This window comes from Streptomyces sp., from assembly GCF_036566765.1.
Classification (GTDB): domain Bacteria; phylum Actinomycetota; class Actinomycetes; order Streptomycetales; family Streptomycetaceae; genus Streptomyces.
The window spans coordinates 13,464-31,445 of record NZ_DATCVQ010000070.1 but is presented as its reverse complement, the minus strand read 5'-3'; the positions used below and the strand labels follow the sequence as shown (position 1 = coordinate 31,445).

At 69.0% G+C, this 17,982-nt stretch carries 23 protein-coding genes; all 23 read right to left on the bottom strand.

Translation table 11 applies throughout. The features are described 5' to 3' along the window. Nucleotides 1-5: 5 nt before the first annotated feature. The 23 genes from VIU94_RS03810 to VIU94_RS03700 all read right to left on the bottom strand — a co-directional run bounded on the left by VIU94_RS03810 (nucleotide 6) and on the right by VIU94_RS03700 (nucleotide 17,739). The gene (locus VIU94_RS03810; protein WP_331907509.1) at nucleotides 6-2,954 is read right to left on the bottom strand and encodes a LamG-like jellyroll fold domain-containing protein; all 2,949 of its coding nucleotides are present in this window, start codon (nucleotides 2,952-2,954) and stop codon (nucleotides 6-8) included. After that, complete coding sequence (locus VIU94_RS03805; protein WP_331907507.1) at nucleotides 2,954-4,840, bottom strand: phage tail protein; 1,887 nt, start codon at nucleotides 4,838-4,840, stop codon at nucleotides 2,954-2,956. The genes VIU94_RS03810 and VIU94_RS03805 overlap by 1 nt, the downstream gene beginning before the upstream one ends. Further along, nucleotides 4,840-5,268 (bottom strand): hypothetical protein, encoded by a 429-nt coding sequence (locus tag VIU94_RS03800; RefSeq protein WP_331907505.1) that lies wholly within the window; start codon nucleotides 5,266-5,268, stop codon nucleotides 4,840-4,842. Before VIU94_RS03800 ends, VIU94_RS03805 begins: the two co-directional genes overlap by 1 nt. Before the next feature lie 180 nt (nucleotides 5,269-5,448). Beyond that, nucleotides 5,449-5,817, bottom strand: coding sequence for a hypothetical protein (locus tag VIU94_RS03795; RefSeq protein ID WP_331907503.1), 369 nt, complete (start codon nucleotides 5,815-5,817; stop codon nucleotides 5,449-5,451). Between the two features lie 15 nt (nucleotides 5,818-5,832). Beyond that, complete coding sequence (locus VIU94_RS03790) at nucleotides 5,833-6,828, bottom strand: phage tail tube protein (RefSeq protein ID WP_331907501.1); 996 nt, start codon at nucleotides 6,826-6,828, stop codon at nucleotides 5,833-5,835. Continuing rightward, nucleotides 6,828-7,028, bottom strand: a complete 201-nt coding sequence (locus VIU94_RS03785; protein WP_331907499.1) for a hypothetical protein — start codon at nucleotides 7,026-7,028, stop codon at nucleotides 6,828-6,830. Before VIU94_RS03785 ends, VIU94_RS03790 begins: the two co-directional genes overlap by 1 nt. Before the next feature lie 8 nt (nucleotides 7,029-7,036). Beyond that, nucleotides 7,037-7,567 (bottom strand): hypothetical protein, encoded by a 531-nt coding sequence (locus VIU94_RS03780; RefSeq protein ID WP_331907497.1) that lies wholly within the window; start codon nucleotides 7,565-7,567, stop codon nucleotides 7,037-7,039. Continuing rightward, a complete protein-coding gene (locus VIU94_RS03775; RefSeq protein WP_331907495.1) occupies nucleotides 7,564-7,965 on the bottom strand; it encodes a hypothetical protein in 402 nt (133 codons plus the stop codon). Before VIU94_RS03775 ends, VIU94_RS03780 begins: the two co-directional genes overlap by 4 nt. A gap of 3 nt (nucleotides 7,966-7,968) precedes the next feature. Next, on the bottom strand, nucleotides 7,969-8,268 hold the full coding sequence (locus VIU94_RS03770) for a hypothetical protein (protein WP_331907493.1): 300 nt from the start codon (nucleotides 8,266-8,268) through the stop codon (nucleotides 7,969-7,971). Then, the gene (locus tag VIU94_RS03765; protein WP_331907491.1) at nucleotides 8,268-9,473 is read right to left on the bottom strand and encodes an SU10 major capsid protein; all 1,206 of its coding nucleotides are present in this window, start codon (nucleotides 9,471-9,473) and stop codon (nucleotides 8,268-8,270) included. The genes VIU94_RS03770 and VIU94_RS03765 overlap by 1 nt, the downstream gene beginning before the upstream one ends. A gap of 10 nt (nucleotides 9,474-9,483) precedes the next feature. Continuing rightward, entirely contained in the window at nucleotides 9,484-10,128 is a 645-nt protein-coding gene (locus VIU94_RS03760) for a hypothetical protein (protein WP_331907489.1), read from the bottom strand. Nucleotides 10,129-10,156: 28 nt separating this feature from the next. Next, nucleotides 10,157-11,179, bottom strand: coding sequence for a phage minor capsid protein (locus VIU94_RS03755; protein WP_331907487.1), 1,023 nt, complete (start codon nucleotides 11,177-11,179; stop codon nucleotides 10,157-10,159). Nucleotides 11,180-11,181: 2 nt separating this feature from the next. Beyond that, entirely contained in the window at nucleotides 11,182-11,736 is a 555-nt protein-coding gene (locus VIU94_RS03750; RefSeq protein ID WP_331907485.1) for a 3'-5' exoribonuclease domain-containing protein, read from the bottom strand. After that, nucleotides 11,733-13,370: a capsid protein gene (locus VIU94_RS03745; RefSeq protein ID WP_331907483.1), complete on the bottom strand. Its 1,638-nt coding sequence runs from the start codon at nucleotides 13,368-13,370 to the stop codon at nucleotides 11,733-11,735. Before VIU94_RS03745 ends, VIU94_RS03750 begins: the two co-directional genes overlap by 4 nt. Further along, nucleotides 13,370-13,639 (bottom strand): hypothetical protein, encoded by a 270-nt coding sequence (locus VIU94_RS03740; protein ID WP_331907481.1) that lies wholly within the window; start codon nucleotides 13,637-13,639, stop codon nucleotides 13,370-13,372. Before VIU94_RS03740 ends, VIU94_RS03745 begins: the two co-directional genes overlap by 1 nt. Nucleotides 13,640-13,642: 3 nt before the next feature. Beyond that, on the bottom strand, nucleotides 13,643-14,923 hold the full coding sequence (locus VIU94_RS03735) for a PBSX family phage terminase large subunit (protein WP_331907479.1): 1,281 nt from the start codon (nucleotides 14,921-14,923) through the stop codon (nucleotides 13,643-13,645). Further along, complete coding sequence (locus VIU94_RS03730; RefSeq protein ID WP_331907477.1) at nucleotides 14,920-15,441, bottom strand: hypothetical protein; 522 nt, start codon at nucleotides 15,439-15,441, stop codon at nucleotides 14,920-14,922. Before VIU94_RS03730 ends, VIU94_RS03735 begins: the two co-directional genes overlap by 4 nt. A 126-nt stretch (nucleotides 15,442-15,567) precedes the next feature. Continuing rightward, nucleotides 15,568-15,723, bottom strand: coding sequence for a hypothetical protein (locus tag VIU94_RS03725; RefSeq protein WP_331907475.1), 156 nt, complete (start codon nucleotides 15,721-15,723; stop codon nucleotides 15,568-15,570). Between the two features lie 4 nt (nucleotides 15,724-15,727). After that, nucleotides 15,728-15,988 (bottom strand): hypothetical protein, encoded by a 261-nt coding sequence (locus VIU94_RS03720; RefSeq protein WP_331907473.1) that lies wholly within the window; start codon nucleotides 15,986-15,988, stop codon nucleotides 15,728-15,730. 17 nt (nucleotides 15,989-16,005) lie between these two features. Further along, nucleotides 16,006-16,386, bottom strand: a complete 381-nt coding sequence (locus VIU94_RS03715) for a DUF6221 family protein (protein WP_331907471.1) — start codon at nucleotides 16,384-16,386, stop codon at nucleotides 16,006-16,008. Further along, complete coding sequence (locus VIU94_RS03710) at nucleotides 16,383-17,180, bottom strand: hypothetical protein (RefSeq protein ID WP_331907469.1); 798 nt, start codon at nucleotides 17,178-17,180, stop codon at nucleotides 16,383-16,385. The genes VIU94_RS03715 and VIU94_RS03710 overlap by 4 nt, the downstream gene beginning before the upstream one ends. Then, nucleotides 17,177-17,527, bottom strand: coding sequence for a hypothetical protein (locus VIU94_RS03705; RefSeq protein ID WP_331907467.1), 351 nt, complete (start codon nucleotides 17,525-17,527; stop codon nucleotides 17,177-17,179). Before VIU94_RS03705 ends, VIU94_RS03710 begins: the two co-directional genes overlap by 4 nt. Beyond that, a complete protein-coding gene (locus tag VIU94_RS03700; RefSeq protein WP_331907465.1) occupies nucleotides 17,524-17,739 on the bottom strand; it encodes a hypothetical protein in 216 nt (71 codons plus the stop codon). The genes VIU94_RS03705 and VIU94_RS03700 overlap by 4 nt, the downstream gene beginning before the upstream one ends. Between the last annotated feature and the right edge of the window lie 243 nt (nucleotides 17,740-17,982).

Genomic DNA, 17,982 nt, shown 5'->3' with positions numbered 1-17,982 from the left:
TCAGGTCACCATCCGATCGTCCGGCCGTCCACAGCGCCCATGACCGGGTCGCCGAGGATGATGACGGGGGCCGGCGCCGGCGCCGCCTCCAGTTCCAGGGCGAACGTTGCCCGGCCCGGCCCGAGGTCGGGCACCACCCGCAGTACCCGGCACGTCTGGGAAATCATCGGTGCGCCCATCGGCCGGGCGTTCACCGTGACCAGGTCACCGACTTCCACCGACAGGCAGAACGTCCACGCGTCGGGATTGCTGGCGGGGTCGATGACCACACCGCCGACGCGCAACCTGGGCCGGTTGTAGCGGGACAGCAGTGCCTGCGCGAGCGACCACGGGTCCTCGGGGAACCGCAGCCGGGTCGACATCGACATCGACCGCGGCCCGTACCGCGCTTTGGAGGCCGGGTCGGCGGCGACGTGGATCGAGTCGATCGGGGTCCGCCACCCGTCGATCGCGGAGTTCTCCACGCGCACGTCGTTGTAGAGGTACGTCGGGTCGTAGGCGTACTTCACGCCCGGCAGGTACGGGATCTCCCCGCCGGCCTCGTCCTCGCCGAGGGTCGCCCGCACGTGCTGGTAGTAGCCGACGACATGCCCGCGCCACTGCAGCTGCCCGGCGGCGTCGGCGAACTGAAGGCCGTCGTCATCTGCGGCCTGGGAGGCGGTGTACTCGGCGATCGTGTCGCCCTCGGTCGACTCCGGCGACGGGCCGACATCGGAGGCGGTGACGACCCTCGAACCACGCCAGCCGACCGTGTTCAACTTGCGGGTGACCATGCGCGACTTGGTGTCCAGGGACATCCGGCCGAGGCTGCCGCAATCGTCGATCGCCACGATCTCCTGCGCCGTGAGCATCCGGTCGAACATGCCGACGTGCGTGAACAGCGCCGGTGTGAACTTCCCGTGCCCGTAGGCGTCAGCCTCCCCGCCGATCGAGATGAGGGCGAACGCCGCGGCGAGGTTCGCCGAGCCGCTGAGAACCTCCTCACCGCCGACGTAGCAGTGCCACTCGGTGCGATTGAACGTCAGCGCCCACGACCGCCATATGGAGACGAGCAGCGGGTTATCGGTCGCCACGACCTCCGTGGAGGTGTGCGTCGTGGCGTTCCACGTCGTCACCGACGCGAAACTGGCGACCTCGTCCACAGACAGTTTGATCACGGTGCCCGTGAATCCGGCGCCGGGGTCCAGGTTGCGAATCACGCAGACGGTGGGGTCGACGGTGCTGTTCAGGACCGCGTCGCCGTCGGCGGTGTTCTGCCGCAGCAGCCAGCCGACGATCGTCACACCATCGGTAACGGCGGGGAAGTCGTCCCCCCGGCCGACCAGCGCATATCCCTTCGTGGGGACTTCGGCTGCCGTGAGCCCGGTCTGAGACCACCCGGTGCCGGGGTCGCCGATCATGCTGGCCAGGTTCAGGGTGCCGACGTCTACGCTCTGCGTGCTCACCCCGAACTCCGCGCGGGCGTCCGCCCCGGTCCCGTACTTGGACGGGGTCATCACGAGCGCGTCGCCGTTGCCGGTCACGTCGACCGCGGCCGTCGACCCTGAGGGGTCGGACAGCGGCCAGTAGCGGGTGGGGTTCCTGCGGAGGTACTCCCCAGCCAGAGCGGTCGGTACGGCGGTGGTGAGCGTGCCGAGGACGTCGATGCCGGACGCATTCACGCGCCCCCACGCGGGTGTGTCCCACGTCTGCGGGAGGTCACCAAGCGACCCCGCCGTCACCGGGTAGACCTTGCCGTCCCACGCCATGGTGACGCGGAAGGGGATGAGGAGGTCGACCGCGATGCCCTCGTACTGGTCGCCTGAGGCGGTCGCGGCGAGTGCGACCCCGGTGCCGTCCGCGCGCTGGAAGGTGACCGTCGTGGTTCCTGCCGCGCTGGCCAGCGAGGTCACCTGGAAGACGGTGAGTTCCTTCAGCGCGCCCGCAGCGGTGAGCAGGTGGAAGAAGTCGCTGACGTGGATGTCGCCGGCCTGCGCGTCCGGGACCTTGATGATCGACGTCGTCCCGGACGCGTTCGCGGTCGCACTGCCCGGGGTGCGTGGGGTGTAAGCCCCGTCGTCGTTTCGCAGCGCGAGGTCGATCGGCTCGGACTGCGCCTTGCCCAGGGTGTACGGGATGCCACGAGGCGCGTAGATCGTGGCGTTCCCGTCCCGGTCCACGAGGCGGTCCGTCTGGTCGGTCCACCGCACCGCCGTCAACGGCGTATCAGCGTCGTACCCGAGGCCCATCTCCAAGCGCAGCGCCGGCCAGGCCGGGTTCGGCTGCGCCGGTGCGATGCCCGTTTCGCGAATCGCGACGGCCACACCGGCCCAGTTCGCCGTACCCGAAGCCAGCGCCCATGACGGCGTGGTCGCCCCCGTGGCGGCCCGCCAGGCCGGGGCCATCTCCACGTCCGGCGGACCCACGCCGATATGCGTAAGGTCCGTGTAACCGCCGCTGGGAGCGTTGATGGTCTTGGTGGTGTCATCGATCGCAGCGGCGGCCATGACCAGGCAGTTCGCGCCACCGGCCGGGGCCGGAACGGGGATCGCCAGGGACCCCGCCGCCGTGGCCGTGGCAACGGTCACGCTGTCGACCGTCAGGTAACCGTTGACCATGCCTGCGACCTCGGCGACGTGGATGAGGACCGAGCCGACGTCGAACGCCGTGATCGCCTGTGCGGCGACCTGGACGGTCAGCTGATCCCAGCCGTCGAAGGCAGCAGCCGGGCACGCCCACACCTGCAACTGAAGCTGCGCGGCATCATCGCTGGCGTGCGCGGTGACGGTCTCGCTGTGAAGCAGATGCCAGATGTTCCGCGACGGGTCACCGACCGACAGCGACGGCGCGGAACCGTCGACCACATGGACGCCGATGCACGCGATCAGCCAGTTTCCCGAGGTCGGGATGGTGGCCACACCCGCGTCGGCGTGCCCGGCGGACCCGAACCACTGCTGCGGGACGCTGAGTGCCACTACGGCCGCCTGCCCGACGACGTCCCCGGGTTACCCGGGTTCGCCACCGTGCGGCCGGCCAGACCCGCGCGCACGCCCTCGATCAGCTGCCGCTCGGTCACCACCGAACCCGCGATGTTGATGATGACCGGCGGGCCGCCACCGCTGCGCGCGCCCGCGCCTGCGACCGCGAGCCCGCCCATGCCGACACCCGGTAGAGCGAGCGCGCCCGTGACCGTCCCAAGGGTGGACTTCAGGGCGGGTAGCTGGCTGAGGATGCCCCGCATCAGCCCGCCCATGATCTCCTGACCCGCCGGGGTGAGGATCTTGCGGTCCTTGTCGAGCGGGCCCTTCCAGCCCGGGAGCTTGCTCGTTATCCAGCCGAGCAGGTTCATAAGCGGACCGATGCCTGCGCGAATCCCGTTGAGCAGGCCCTTGATGAGCCCCCAGCCGGCCATCCACAGCAAACCGTCGAGCGAGCCGAGGGAGTTCTTGATCCGCCCGGGCAGGGATCGGGTGGTGTTGATCAGCCAGTTCCCCGCGGCGGCGTGCGCCTGCTTCGCCTTGTTCCACGCGGCGCCGACCAAGCGAGGGATCTGCCCGGCGAAGTCCTTCACCGCGGCGATGATGCCCTTCCACTTTCCGATGCCGTAGTTCAGCCAGACGATCAGCAGGCGGAAGAGGTTGACGATGTAGGGGATCGTCGCGCCGAGCGCCCCGAGGGCGCCCTTGACGAACCCGATCGCGTCCTTTTGCTGCGAGAACCAGTGGTAGAGCTGCATCAGCTTGACGATCAGCGTGCCGCCCCACTGGATGAGCTGCGAGAATCCGACGATCATGCTAACGAATAGGTCAGGGTTCGCCGCGACCTCGTTCACGATCATCACGATTGCGTCCGCGATGTTCTTCATGATCTCGGGCAGGCGCGGACCGATGGCCTGCAGTAGTCCGATAAACGCCGCCGTGACCGTCGGGATCACCGGCTTGAGCTGCTCAAATGCCTTGAATAGCTGGTCGAAGAACACGGTCAAGACGGGCGCCATGTCCTTGAAGGCGTTCCGCAGCAATGGCGCGAAACTGTCAAACGTGCGCTTCATAAAGCCAGCGAGCTTTATCAAAGTGCCCTGGAATGGCTTGCTGATATCCGCCATTACCTTTTTGACGTGACCGGCAAGCCCACCGAATGCGCTCTTCACCTTCTTGTTCTGGGCCGCCGCCATGATGCCGAGGGCTGCGATGCCGCCGCCGAGCGCCAGCGTGAGGGCTCCGCCGACGGCCACGGCGATGGCGGGCAGGCCCACCAGCCCGGCCACCACAACGGCGATCGCGGTCATCCAGTTCGACATCAGCGCGCCACCGATGCCGCTCAGAATCCCGCCGGTCTCCTTGCCGGCGTCCCGCACCATGCCCATCGCCCGGTCACCGTCACGCCCGAACCCGCCGAAGGAGTCGCGGGTCTCCCGCACGATCCGGTTGTGCTCGCGCATGTCCCCGGACATCTGCCCCATCGACGCCCGGTGAGCGTTCGCAGAGGCGCGAGCCTCCCGCGCGAGCGCACGGTGCTGGTTGGCGAGGGATCGTTCAGCGCGGTCGCTGGCCTCGGTCGCCTGGGTGTGGAGTCGCTGCGCCCGGTCGTGCTCCTCAGCGGCGATACGGGCGAGCCGGGACGCCTCAGCGGCCGTCCCCTGCCCGCGGGCAGCCCTCTCTGCGGCCTCGGTCGCCTCCGTCTGCGCGCGTGCGGCACGGCGCCCGGCCTCCTCGGCCTGCTGCCCGAACATGTGCGCCTCTTGCGCGGCACGGCGGGTCTCGTCGCCGAACTCATCTGCTTCCCGCGCGGCCCGCTCAAGGTCGCGGATGTAGGGGAGCACGTCGGCCACGAACCGCTCGACAACGTCGGGGAGCTGCATCAGCCCCACACCTCACGGTGGAACGCTCGCCCGGACTTCTCCGACAGGATCCCCTTGGCCCTCAGCGCGGCCACGGTGGGCACGGTGTACGGCCTGGGAGGCAGCACAGCACCGTTTCCGGCGATGCCGCCGAGGTCCTGGATGCGTGCGTACACGACCGTGGGGCCGACCCTGCTGCGCCATTTGAACGGCCCGACGAGCCTCGGCCTGTCGACGATGACGGACCGCTGGAGGTCGCCTGAGACGCGCGCCGGGGGCTGCCCGGGCGGGGAGTTCGTCGGCGCGCCGGGGGCGTGTGAGCGGATGCCGAGCTGGCGGCGCATCTCCCGCTGCCCTTCCTCGCCCATCGCCCTGGCGGCGGCCTTTCCGCCGGACGTACCGGCCCGCTCAGCGGCCCTGCGCAGGGCGTTACCCGCGAGACTTCGCATGCCGCACCTCCTCAAAGAGCCGATGAACGGGAAGCATGTTGTCCGCCAAATGCAGCGGCAGGGCGTCGACCTGCTCAGGGGTAAACCCGAACGCCTCGGCGAACCGCACATACTCAACGACGTTGAGCAACTCCCGCGACGGCGGAGTGGCGTTCGAGGTGGGGGCGGTCAGGAGGGTCTTCAGGCGGAGGAGGTCCCTCCGTTCTTCGATGCCTGCCTCCTGAAATCCACGGCGGCGAAGTGCTCCCGGGTCGCCTCGATCAGGGCGTCGATCACGTCGAGGGGGAGCTTGTCGAGGCTCTCGGGATTGGCGACCGGCAGCGGCAGGTCGAACGACCAGCCGGTGATGATCCTCGCAAGGAGGGCCTCACGCATGTCGTCAGCGACCCCAGCATTGAGGTGCGATGTGCCGTCCTCGCCGATGTCGATACTGATGGCGCGGCGGACGGCTTTCCGGTCGCCGGACACGATGTCGCCGACTCGTCGCACCGTGACCCAGCGCTCGGTGCCGTCTTCAGCCTCGGGCAGGGGAATGTGGTCGGTCTGCATGGTGACCGGCCCTCCTTACGCGTAGGTAGTGGTGCCGTTGACGAGCACGGCCTTGATGGGGGCGTAACCGCCGCTCGCGCCGGCGTCGGTGGAGTTGGCGTGCCCGGTGAACTCGATCTCCCAGCCGAGCAGGTTCTCCCGGGTGAGGTCGGCGGTGGAGAACTGCGCCTTGGTCATCGTCAGGGTCAGGCTGTGGCCGGACGTTCCGCCGAAGCTCGACGCCACCGCGATGACAAGGGCCTGCTCAGTCCCAGCCAGGAAGGTCGTCAGCGGCCCCTCGGCCGCCAGCGGCGCCTGATCGGTGGCCCAGATGGTGAGCTTCCCGGCCACTCCCAGACCGGCGCGGGCAATGGCGTACGGGGTCTGGTCGCCGTCGGTGCCGTGCATGACGGTCAGCTCTCGGGAGAGAGTCACCTCCCACTCGGCGACCGCAGGGGATGCGGTCCCGCCGAGCGTCACCGACGACCGCCACGCGGGGGTGACCTTGGTCGTGGTTGGGGTGTTCGTCGGCGCCAGGGCGGCGGCGTCGGAGCCCCAGCCCTTCAGCTTCGCCTCGTAGGCCAGCAGCCCCTCGGCGTTTCCGGACAGCTTCAGCTCCTCCATGCACACCCCGGCCCACTCACGCGCGCCCGTGGAGGCGGTGAGGCCCTGACGGTCGGAGAACGTGTGCGTCGGAGGCTGCCCCGTGCCGGAGTTGAGCACGGAGAACGTGTGCGTGTACGGGCCCGCGCCCGCCACCAGATACCCGCCGAGCATGTTGTTCAGCAGGTCACCGAAGGAGTCGGAGAACGGCACTCCGGACAGCTCGATCTCGGTCGACCGGGGGCCCATCACCCCGCCGTAGGAGACCGCCATCGACCCCCGGACACCCTCATCGATCAGGAGCGGGGGCTTCTCCTTCGGGACGAACCCGCTGTAGGGGATGAACCGGGTCGGCGCGACCGCCGTGCCCGGGGTCACTTCCTTGGCGATCCCGAGGAACGACAGTGCTGCCGGGTAGACGGCGCCCATCAGTTGCTCCCGCTGCTGTTCGAGGCCTTGGTGGCCGGCTTGAAGTCGTCATTGGGCGGCATCGCCAGGTCGCCGTCATGCCCGTCGGCTATCGCGATGTCGTAGGTCCTGCCGGGGGCCGCCACGAGGGTCGAGCCGGTCTCGGTGTTGATGAACTGCGGGAACACCTGCTCGGCGTCACCCGTGTACGCGTACTTCACGTGGTCTCCTATGCGTCGAACGGGTAGACGTCGGCCTCGAACGAGATGACCAGGTCCTGCTGGACCCTGACCGCGGGCTCGTTCACCGGCGGCCCGGCCGACACCTTGATGCCGGCCTCGGACTCACCTGCCTGCACCACGGCGCCGCCGAGGGTCGCATCCGCACGGAGGTGCGTGACGATCGCCTCGACCAGCTCGTCAGCGTCGGCCTGCGACAGGGACGAGGGGGTGGCGGTGGCCAGGAGCGACAGGTGGAACAGCGGCAGATCCACGGTGAAGGTGACCCGCTTGATCCCGCCGAACGCGATCCGCCGCTCGATGGTCTCGGGGAAGTGCACCCCCATAACCGCGCCCATGCCACGGTCCGCGGCGAGGGTTGTGAGCCGGTCCTGATCGGTGTACCGAAGCGGCCAGTACGGCTTGACCCCGGCGAGCCCGTAGGCCTGCAGGGGTGTCGGCCGGTAGATCTCCGCTGCGGCGTCCCAGGTGACCCCGCCGAAGTAGCGGGCGATGCCCTCGCGGATGTCGTTGCGGGTCACGTCGACCTCGGCCCCGCCGGCACCAGACCGGCTATCTGAAGCACGATCCACGCCTGCTCGCCGAGGCGAGGAAGCCCACCGGTCGACCCGCCTACGGACTGCCCTCGGGACAGGTCCACCGAGCCCGCAGAGGAGCCCTGGGGGACGCCTGGCTGCATGCCGTGAGGAATGCCCGAGGTGTTGCCCTGCTCCAGTTGGTAGGCGACCTGCTCCACCGTCGCCTCGGTGAGAGCGGTGACGTGGGCGGCGTCGGTCGGGTTGCCGTCCTCGTCGGTGTCGTAGACAGAGCAGAACAGAGCGCGGTCGACGTCGCGCGACGCACGATCCAGCAGCCCTTGGGCGCCGTTCGGCGTGTAGCCGAGGGCGTCATCGAGCTGCTGGATCGTCGCGTACGCCACCGGTCACTCCTTGCCGTACTGGGCGATCAGGTCGTCCCGCTTGGCGTCCTTGACCGCGTCCCGGTCGGCGCCCTGGGACACCGCCCACTCGACCCACGCGGCTTGACTGGCGGACTTCGCGGGCTGCTTGGGGGCGTCGCCCGAGCCGTCCCCGCCGCCCTCAGCGGCCTCGTCGTCGACCCGCCGCCAGCCGGACGAGGTGTCCTCGACGAGGCGCTCCAGCCGGGCCTCCTCGTCGCTGCCAGGCTCGGCCTGCACCCGCTCGGCCACGTGCGCGCCCGCTCCGCGCTGGTAGACGCCCATCAGACGAGCTTCAGACCGGTCATGACGGCGTGGTGCTTCTCGGCCCCGTACTTCAGGCCGATCTCGCCGTACAGCTGGACCTCGTCCGAGGCGCCCGTCTTGGCCAGGGGCTCCTCGAAGAAGTGACCCTTGCCGGGGACGTTCAGGAACACCGGGGTGAACTCGTTCAGGGACACCGCGGCCACCGTGTCCTGCGGCATGTGCCGGTCCATCATCAGGTTCAGCGTGCCGAAGTCGGTCGTGACGGTGGTCATGTTGACACCGCCGACGTTCCGCGAGGTCTCCTGGAACTGCCCGTACGCGGACGCGTAGGCGACGGTGATCGCTCGCTTCTGCGCGCTGTTGCACAACAGCGTGGCGGTGTGCTGCTCGCTGATGCCGCCGTTGTCGAACGCGAGCTGAAGCAGGTCGTTGACGTGCGCGGAGGTGAGCACCGTCGCCCACGGCTTGGTGAACGCCAGACCGGTCGTGGTGCCCAGGGTGATCGCGGCGCCGCCGCTTGAGGTTGAGACCTTGAAGGTGTTCGCGTCGAGCTGGTCAACGTAGTAGGTGCGGCCGGCGACGATCCCGGTCGCCGTGGTGGTGTCGGTGAACACGATCGTGTTGCCGTCGACCAGGCCGTGGCCGGTCGAGGTGATCGTGTCGGTGGCCGAGGTGGCGCCGGTGACGCTCGTGCCCTTGGCGATCCGGTTCGTGGTGATCGCCTGAAGGATCCCGCGGGTCTGCCGGGGGGTCGCGTTCGTGGTCGGGTTGGCGAACTTCCCGTTGATGAAGCAGAAGTTCACGTCGAGGGCAACGGACTTGAGAGCCTGCACGGTCTGCCAGCTCAGCTCGTTGCCGACCGCGTTGGTCCCCGGCACACCGTTGTACGGGGCGGACTGCGGGGTGGCGATCTGCCCCACCGCGGCCTGCTTGGTGTAGGAGACGCTGACCTTCTCCTGGTGGATCTGCGCGACGTTGCGCACGTTCCCGCGCGCCCGCTCCTCAGCGGTCGGGGCGGTCGCACCCTCGACCCGCACCCGCGACTGTGAGGGGTCGCGGAGGTCGTAGGTGCTCCACTCGAACTCCACCGCGGTGGTGGAGCCGCCGCCGGTCAGGCCGCCGATGGCCGACAGGAACGGCGTGTCCTCGGGGGTCAAGCTGAGCAATTCCCCGACGTAGTTGGGCAGGTTGAACGTGGTGCCCATACCGGTGATGCCGGCCATGGATGTCTCCTTATTGCCTGTTCATCGCAGCACGCTGCTGCTTGAGTGCGATCGCCAGCGGGAAGTTCTTCGCCTTCGTCGCCGCCTCGATCTGCTGGTCAATGGACGCCGGTGACGCGGGGGCGCCGTTGAACTCCCCGCCGGAGCGGGAGGCGCCCAAGGTCTTGGCGAACCGGGGGTTCTTGGCGAAGCTCTTGGCGACCTTGGTGACGGCGGCCTTGAGGTCGTCGTCGGTGAAGTCGTCATCGAGTTCGTCGGCGACCTTGTCCCGGAACGAGCCGCTGTCCAGCAGCGCCTCGGAGTCGAGGTTCAGGGTCCCGGCGATGCGTCCGACGGTGGACTGGTAGGCCAGTTCAGCGGCACGGGCTTCGGCGGCCTCACGGGCCTCCTGGTGCTCGGTGAGCTTGGCCTGAAGGTCCTCAAGGGTCGGCTCACCGGTCTTGACGGCGGTGGCCCGGTCGAGTTCCTTCTTGCTGGCCTTGGCGCGCTCTTCGTGCTTGCGAGCGAGCGCCTTGTACTTCTCCGCTTCGGCCTTGTAGTCGACTTCGTCCGTGACGGACTCGGGCGGCTGCTGGTCGGTCGGAGTGTCGGTGGGTGCGCTTCCCGTGTCGGGTGCGGCGCCGGCGCCCGTGTCGGGCTGAGCCGGAGTCGTCATGAGCGTACTCCCTGATGGTTACTTACCGCTACGCCCCGTGGGCGTGCGTCAACGGCCTGGAGTGGCCGAAGTCTGTGCGTTCGCGCTGACGCGAACGGGTGAGCCCCTCGGTGGCGAGGTGCTGCCTGAGAGCGGCCTGCCACTGGCGGACCTTCCGCCCGGCTTGGGCCTTGGTGAGGTCATCCATGGCAGCGGCCTGGCGGAGCTTCCAGGAGCGGATGTGCCGCTCGATGGTGCGCTGCCGCTGCTCGGCCTCGTAGGTGCCGGGCTGCCGCTCGATCGAGTTCGGCGGCCACACGAACCCGGGCTGCCAGGCGAACACGGTGTGACGGCACCGAGGGTGGAACAGGCCAGCGTCACGCGCTGTAGCCATGGACGGGATGCCGCGGGCCTTGCCGCCGACGGACAGGACGATCTCCTCCCACGGCTCGCACACCGGGCACGGGTGCGGGGAGCGGGTGACGATGACCAGGTCAGAGCCTCGCGAGCGCAGCCGTGCGAAGAACCCGAGCCGCCCGGCCTCGTGCGCGGCGTCGCCGAGGACCTGTTCGACGAGCGGGCGCAGGGACATGTTCCGGTTGTGGTCGCGTGCTGCGGTCAGGCCCTTGCCCGCGAGCCGGTCGAGGATGCGCTGCACACCACGGCGGCGGGAGGCCTCATCGGGCGCGGCCCGGCCGACGGCGACGGCGTTGTTCCACGCCCTGTTGGCGCTGGTGCGTGCTCCCGCATGAGCGGCCCTGAGCGAGCCGAGGACGCGACGGGTGAGGCGTTCGGGCGCCGGTGCCACGCTGCCGTGTCCGCGTCCGTACGCGCGAGTGAGAGCGTCGATCACGGCAGGCTCGGTGTCGGCGGCGAGGGTGCCGAGCACGGCGTTCACGCGGCGCTTGAAGGCTGCTGTGTCACCGGCGCGCAGGCGTGCCCAGTCATCGGAGCCGAGGCCCTTGCTGAGCCGCTTGGCCATCTCCGCTATCAGCTCAGCCTCAGCATTGGTGTGGGCGTCGATGACACCCTGCAACCAGGAGGCGGGGATGAGCGGAGAGGAGTCGGCCACCGCTACATGCCCTGCCGGAGACGTGCCGTAATGAGGAACTCCGAGACCAGCCGGACGTGCTCCGCGTCGGCTAGGGCGTTGTGGTGTCCAGCCTCCTGCTGCGGCACGTCTGCGGCCACGTCGAGGCGCTCGATCTCCTGCTGGATGTCGTTGGTGAACATCGGGACGCCCTCAGGCAGGTCCACCATCGAGCCGAACAGTTGAGCCAGGACCACATGGTCGTAGGCGCCGTACGACGCCCACAGCTCTACGTCCGGGGTCGCCTGGATGAACCGGTGCACGCCGTCGGCGATCCGCTGGCGGCGCTTCATGTCCGGGTGCTCGAAGTCGAGCGCGAGCGGGTTACCTCGGCCAACCTGGAGCCGCCGGTCGCCGTGGATACGGGGCAGGCTCGGAACGACGTTCCGCCTCAGCCAGTCGCTCTTGGCGATCCGCTTGTGCGGCATGTCCCGGTTCACGGCGTAGTACTGGCGGCCATCCTCGGCGATCATGCCGATCGAGATCAGGTCGATGGTGCGCCCGTCCTCGATGAACTCGGTGTCATAGAAGATCTTCACGCGCTGCCGTCCTCGTTGCCATCGGAAGCACCCGGCCCGGCGCCGGGCTCCATGCCAGCGCCGAACGCCGAGCCGGGCACGATCTCGGGTGGCGCCTCGCCCTTGATGGCCTCCACCTCGGCGTCGATCCGGTCGTCCTCCCAGTCGGGATGGACCATCTCGACCAAGGTGCGCGTGGACGCAGCCTCGGCCGCACGGAGAAGCTGCGCCGTCTGCGCCAGCGCCTCGGGCTCCACGCTCACCCCGTCGCCGAACTCGATCTCGGGCTTCTCCGGCTCCACACCGGAGGCGAAATGGGCGGCGTCCACGGCCAGCAGGGTCTCGACGATGTCCGCGAGCCCCGGGCGCCAGTAGGTTGTCTTCCGGTCGCGGGTGATGTTGGAGCGCCGCCTCTTGGAGTCGACCTCTGTCGCGGTGATCGCCGACTCGCGGGCGCTGACACCGGCCTCACCGAAATCTGACTCTGAGTAGCCGGAGGAGCGAACCACCGCGTTGACCAGCTCGTTCACGGTGTCGCGGTGCTCGTTGACGCGGATGGCGAACTGCTGCGGCATGACCGCCAGGCCGGTGGTGTTCGGTCCCGGCAGAGCGGCCAGGCTCGTGTACACCTCGCGCTCCGACTCCCACGTCGCGCCCTGGCCCTTGCCGTCGCTGTTCAGGTAGACGTCGGGGACGAGGATGCGGCCCTTGCCGATGCGGATGTCACGCATCCACGACGACCACGCCTCGTCAGCGGCGTCCATGAGCCCCTCGGTGCCGGAGAAGTCAGCGCGGCCGAGGTTCGCGCCGGCGGGCACGTCACGCCACACCCGCGCGGGGCGCATGTTGGGGATGTAGGTGATCGTCAGCTTGTCGACAAGGGTGTCGACCTTCTCCTGCAGACCCTGGGTGGCTGGGTCGGCGTCGAGGGGGATGGGCTTGCCCAGGTCGTCCGCACTGCCCTCGTAGAGGCCGTGGAGGATCACGCCGGGCTCATGCCGTTCGAGGTGGCGGCGAACGATGTTGCCCTCGGTGGCGACGACCCGCCAGACGGTTGCCGCGCGGAGGATGCCCCAGCGCCACTCGGGGATCGCAGCGTCCGCGTGGATCGCCGACAACCACGGACGGTCACGGACCTCTTTGTCCCAGCACACGCGCAGGTACACACCGCCGAGCCCTGCGCACACCTCAGCGGATTCGAGGAGGTCGGCGTGCATGCCGTCGTCGATGAACTCGTTGAGGCGGTCCTGGGTGGCGCTGCTCTCCGACTTGGTGCTGCTGCTACCGTCCGTGACCGTTTTCGAGGTGACGCTGATCGTCGGCGGCTCAGAGAACAGCAGGTCAGCGCTGGTCGAGGCGATGTCGCCGGCGAGCGGGAGGTGGAGCTTGGTGCGGCGCTCGTTCTGCGGGGTCTGCACACCCCAGAACCAGCGGGCCGCGAGGGCCCCGAGCCTGCCGCGCCAGCCGGGGCGGGTCGGGTCGAGGAACCCGCCGAGGCCCATCGGCTGCCCTGGGTCGCCTGCGAGGCTGCCGCCGTACATCTCCGAGAGGCGGTCAGGGTCGCCGGAGTACCACGTCGACCAGACGGCAAGGCGCGCGGTGACGGGGTCGAGCTCGCGCGGCGGCCACGGAGTGTTACCAGCGGGAAGCGGCATCAGGCCCGCCGCTGCTTCAGGTGAAGGTCTCGGGAGAGCTGCCGATACATGTCGGCTTCGGAGGCATCGCCGTTCAGCACGTCGACGTGGGTGATCTCGGTGACCTCCGTGGTTGCCGCGATCGGGTGCTCGGCCAGCGTGGCCGCGAGGCGCGTCCAGCCGTCCGCGACTGCGATGTAGGCTTCGGCGCTCTCGGGCGAGACCTTGGCGCACGTCTCGGCCTCGATGAGTGCTGCCTTGGCGCGCTGTACAGCGTCGGCTGCGTGCATGGGTTACGCGGCCTCCTTCAAGTCGTTCCGCCAGGCGGATTCGGTGGTCTTCACGACGTACCGGCCGCCGTCGAGTGAGTGGTCATCGGCCTTGATCGGGGCGTCTTCGCCCTTCTCGGCCTTGTCGGGGTCCCAGCTGTAGCCGGGGATCTCGTCGATGAAGCCCGAGCAGCTGGCGTGGACCTTGAGCCGGCCGCGGGCGAGCAGCGAGGCCATGACGCGGATGCCGTCCAAGACGCTGTTGTCGCCCTGCACCGGGGAGAACCCGTCCTGCCACGCCTGCGTGAGGAACGATGCTGCCGAGGGGTCGACGACGAACCACTGCGGAGACACCCCGGTCACGCCGCTCTGCGGGTGCTGGAGGCCGCTCAGCCACGCCCTGACGGCCTTGGAGTACTCGACGTCGGTGAGCTGGCGGCGTTCCCGCTTGGAGTCCCAGCGCCACTCGTTGGTGAAGTACAGGCAGTCATCGACGCCCATGCCGAGCAGCAGCGCGGCGAACGGGTTGACGGTGCCGTAGTCCACACCGACGCCGATCCACCGGCGGATCGCGGGCACCTCGGCGACTATGTGGCGTGAGGGGTCCCACATGTCGAACACGGCGCCCTCAGCTAGACACCACTCGCCCTGGATGAACCGGCGATACCAGAGCCCCGTGTACTGCTTTTTCAGTCGCTCTACGTAGTCGGGCTCAAGGCTAGGGTTGTCGTCGAGGGTGAACTGGTAGCGCACCAGCCCAACGTCCTTGCCGCGGCGGATGAAGTCCTTCATCAGCCAGTGCGAGGGGCCGTCAGGGTTCGTCGTGGCCAGGAGCCGCGCGCCCTTCACCCGCAGCCGGGACACGAGCATCATCCAGAACGTCTGCGGGACGAGGGTCGCCTCGTCCACGTACGCCAGGGCGATCGTCGCCCCGCGGATGCGGTCCTCAGCGCGGATGTCGTTCGCTCCGACGAGCCACACCGTGCGGCCGAGGATGACCGCGGTGTTCGAGCCGGGTGTGTGCTTGGTCTGGCCGGCGAACATCCCGTAGGTCTTGGCGTCCTGCAACGGGGTGATGACGTTGCGCTCGATCGTCTGCAGGGTCTTCCCAATGACCACGATGAGGCCCGTGTCGGGTGCCTGCGCGGTCGCGATGAGGAACCCCAGCAGCGAGGCGAACGTCTTCCCCGAGGACACCGCGCCGTCCCACAGCGCGATCTGAGGGGTGTTCAGCGCCCCCGCGATGCTGGTGATCTGCTTCGGGGACAGGACCGAGGTGACCCGGTCCAGGTCGATCACGGTCACTCGTCCACCGGGGTCACCGGACCGTCGATCTGCTCGGCGGCGAGTTGCAGGCCGGCCGCCAGCGCCCCGAGCACGCTCCTCGCGCCCTCTGCGCCAGCGTCGGCGTCGTGGCGTTCGAGAACCACGTGCTTGTCGATGGCGATGCCGATCGAGGTGTACGCGTGACGGACCTCAGACAGCGGCGGCAGGTCAAGAATGACCCGCTCAGGGCGGTCCTTGGTGCGCTCGAAGTAGGCGTACTCCGACCACGCCCGATCCCTCAGTCGCTCAGCGTCACCAAGAAGCTCTTTGGCGAGTTTGGTGCGGTCGGACTTCATGTCAGCGACTCGGGCGCGCGTTGCGTTTTCGGTCTGCGCGCGCGAGAACGCGTTTACGATCCCAGCGTCTTTGGCGATCTTGCGGACGGTGGCGTCACTGACTCCGTGCTTGCGGCCGATACCTCGGCAGGACTGCTCGTCGTCGCCCTGGATGTCGTCGAGGATCGCTGCGCGCTTGTCTTCCGGGATCGGGGCAGGCACATTCGCTCACCCCCGGACAGCAGAAAAGCCCGGCCGCTGTGGACCGGGCTTCGGGGACAGAGCACCACCATCACCACGGAGTGTGACACCCCGCCTGACCTGCGCGCAAGTTAGGCGCTCCGAACATCACTCATCTGGATAGGTCGTCGGCAGTTCGTCATCCGTCCACTCGCCGAGCACGTCATCCTCGTGCGCTCCGCCATGTCCGCGCGGGCGGATGCACTCGGCTTCGCAGGCCTCGACATCGGGCCAGAAGATCGCCCGTGCTGCGCAAGCGGCCATTCGCTCATCCTTTCTCATCTCTCTCGCGTCTGAGCCTGTGGGTGTCGCGGTAGTCGAGGCGGGGCACGCCGAGGTAGTTCTGGCCGTCGATCTGGGTGAGGTCGTCCTCGGGCACGGTGTCGCGCCGATCGGTCCACGCCTTGCCGTCCCATTCGACCCAGGCGATGAGGGCGGCGGTGTGGCCGGGCTCGGGCTCTTGCCATTCGAGGACGTACACGACGCCTCCCGCGCTCGCTGAGAGCGCTACGGGCGGGATGAGGGCCATGTGGAGGGCGTACCCGCTCAGGGACGCCAGTCCTCGTCGTAGTCGGGGTGGTCGGCGTATGGGAGAGCGAGACACTGCAGGACCGTCTCGGCCGTGTACTTGGCTTGCGCGTTAGGCGGGTTAAATCCTGGCTCGCATTCCTCAATGATCCGCCGCTTGGCCTCGACCTCACGCAGGACGCGGGCAGGGTCGTGGCGGGCGATGTGCTGCCGGTCATGCTCACGCTCCACCGTGGCCACGTAGCCGAGCTGCCCCCATGCGAGCTTGTTATCGGCAATGGCCTTCGCGTCCACGTGCACCATTCCAGGGATGGGCGCGGACCACGGGGCGCCCCCGCACTCCCGCGCCGCCTGCTCGTCCTCGTCGAGCCGGGCCGTCAGGAACTCCACCAGGGTCATGCGCTCATCCTCTCGCGTTCGGCCTGCCGGAGTGCCAGGTACGCCTGCACACTCCCGAGTTCGTACAGCTTCTGCCGCCCGTCGTCACGGCCCTTGATGCGCCTGCGGTGATGCCACTGCCGCACCACGTCATTGGACGCCGCGATGCCCACCATGCGGGCGAGGGTGATGACGCCCTCGGTGTTGATCCACCGGCCTGCCTGAACGGCGCGCAGGTACGGGGTGGCCTCCTGCTTCTCGTCACACACCGTGCACACCGCTGTCCAGTCGTCGCCTCGGACGACGATGGTCACCTCCCCCTCGCACCGCTCACCTCCGGTGTGGGTGAGGCACTGCTCACCGAGCGGGACACGGCGAGCGGGGATGTCGGCGATGCCCATCGCCTGCCCGGTCACCTGCCGGAGCTCGGTGAGCATCTCGTCGACCCACCGGTGTGCGGCGCACCAGTCGACGTGCGTCAGGAGCCACGGGGCCGTGCGGGACAGCTCGGGGCCTGTGGGCGGGGTGATGCCCCGGTCCTCTGCGACGAGACGGCACCAGGACGCGAGCACCCCGGCCATGTGCTGGCGGTGGGTCGCCGCGGCGTCGTCGATGGCGATGCCGCCGTGGGTGCCGTCGCCTCGGCCTCCTCCTACGCCGGCGGCCCGGTCGAGGTCGTCGGCGCGGGCGGGCATCTCGGCCACCAGCCGCCGGAGTTGCTCGCGGTGGCCGTGGCAGAGGTAGAGCCCGTCTACGGCCTGCCGGGGGCGGTCGGGGTCTTTGGCGTGGGTCATCACGCAGATGTCGAGCGTCAACGGGCCTCCTGCCGCGTGTCGCTGACCTGCGGCGACTTGGGGTCGCTCACCGGCGGGAGACCGGCTTTGTCGTCGTTGCGCTTGAACGGCTGCCACCAGCCCCACCGGAACACGATGTGCGGGAGGAACCACGCGGTGAACCCGAGCAGCACCGTGGCGAATCCCACGGACCCGGCGATGCGCCACGGGCGGACGGGGTCGATGCCGAGCCATCTGCGGGTGGCCTCCGACAGGGTGTCGCCGTCGGCGGTGGTGAGCAGGCCGATGGTCTCCAGGACAGCGAAGGACACGGCGACGCCGGCGAGCCAGGTGGCCCAGGTCCATTTCGGTAGGCGGAAGCGCTTCACGGGGTCTCTCCTGCGGTGTTGGGGCGGGTGCGTTCCTGCTCCCGCAGCGTGCGGAGCATCACGGAGTGCTCGCCGCCCTGCGCGTAGCCCTGATGCGCCATGCACACCATCTGGCCGTTGATGACGGTGAGCACCTCGCGGTCGGCGCGGTCGTCCTCGGACAACTCGCGCGGCTCCTCGAACAGGCAGAGGTTGCAGACGAACTCAGCCACGGGTCTCTCCTGTGGTGTCTTGGGTGTCTCCACCAGTGGGAGACCGGGGAGAGGAGGGGGCGCGGGCGGCTTCCCAGTCGGCCCGGGTGATGGCGTCGTTGGGGATCCCGCCGTCCTGCTCGGTGCGGCGGGTGGGGGGCTCTGGCTTGCCGCAGTCACAGCCTTCGGCGCAGCACGTCGGCCGGGGGTCGTCGTAGTCGTAGACGTCATGGAGGGCGGCCCCGTGGGGACAGCGTGGCTCGT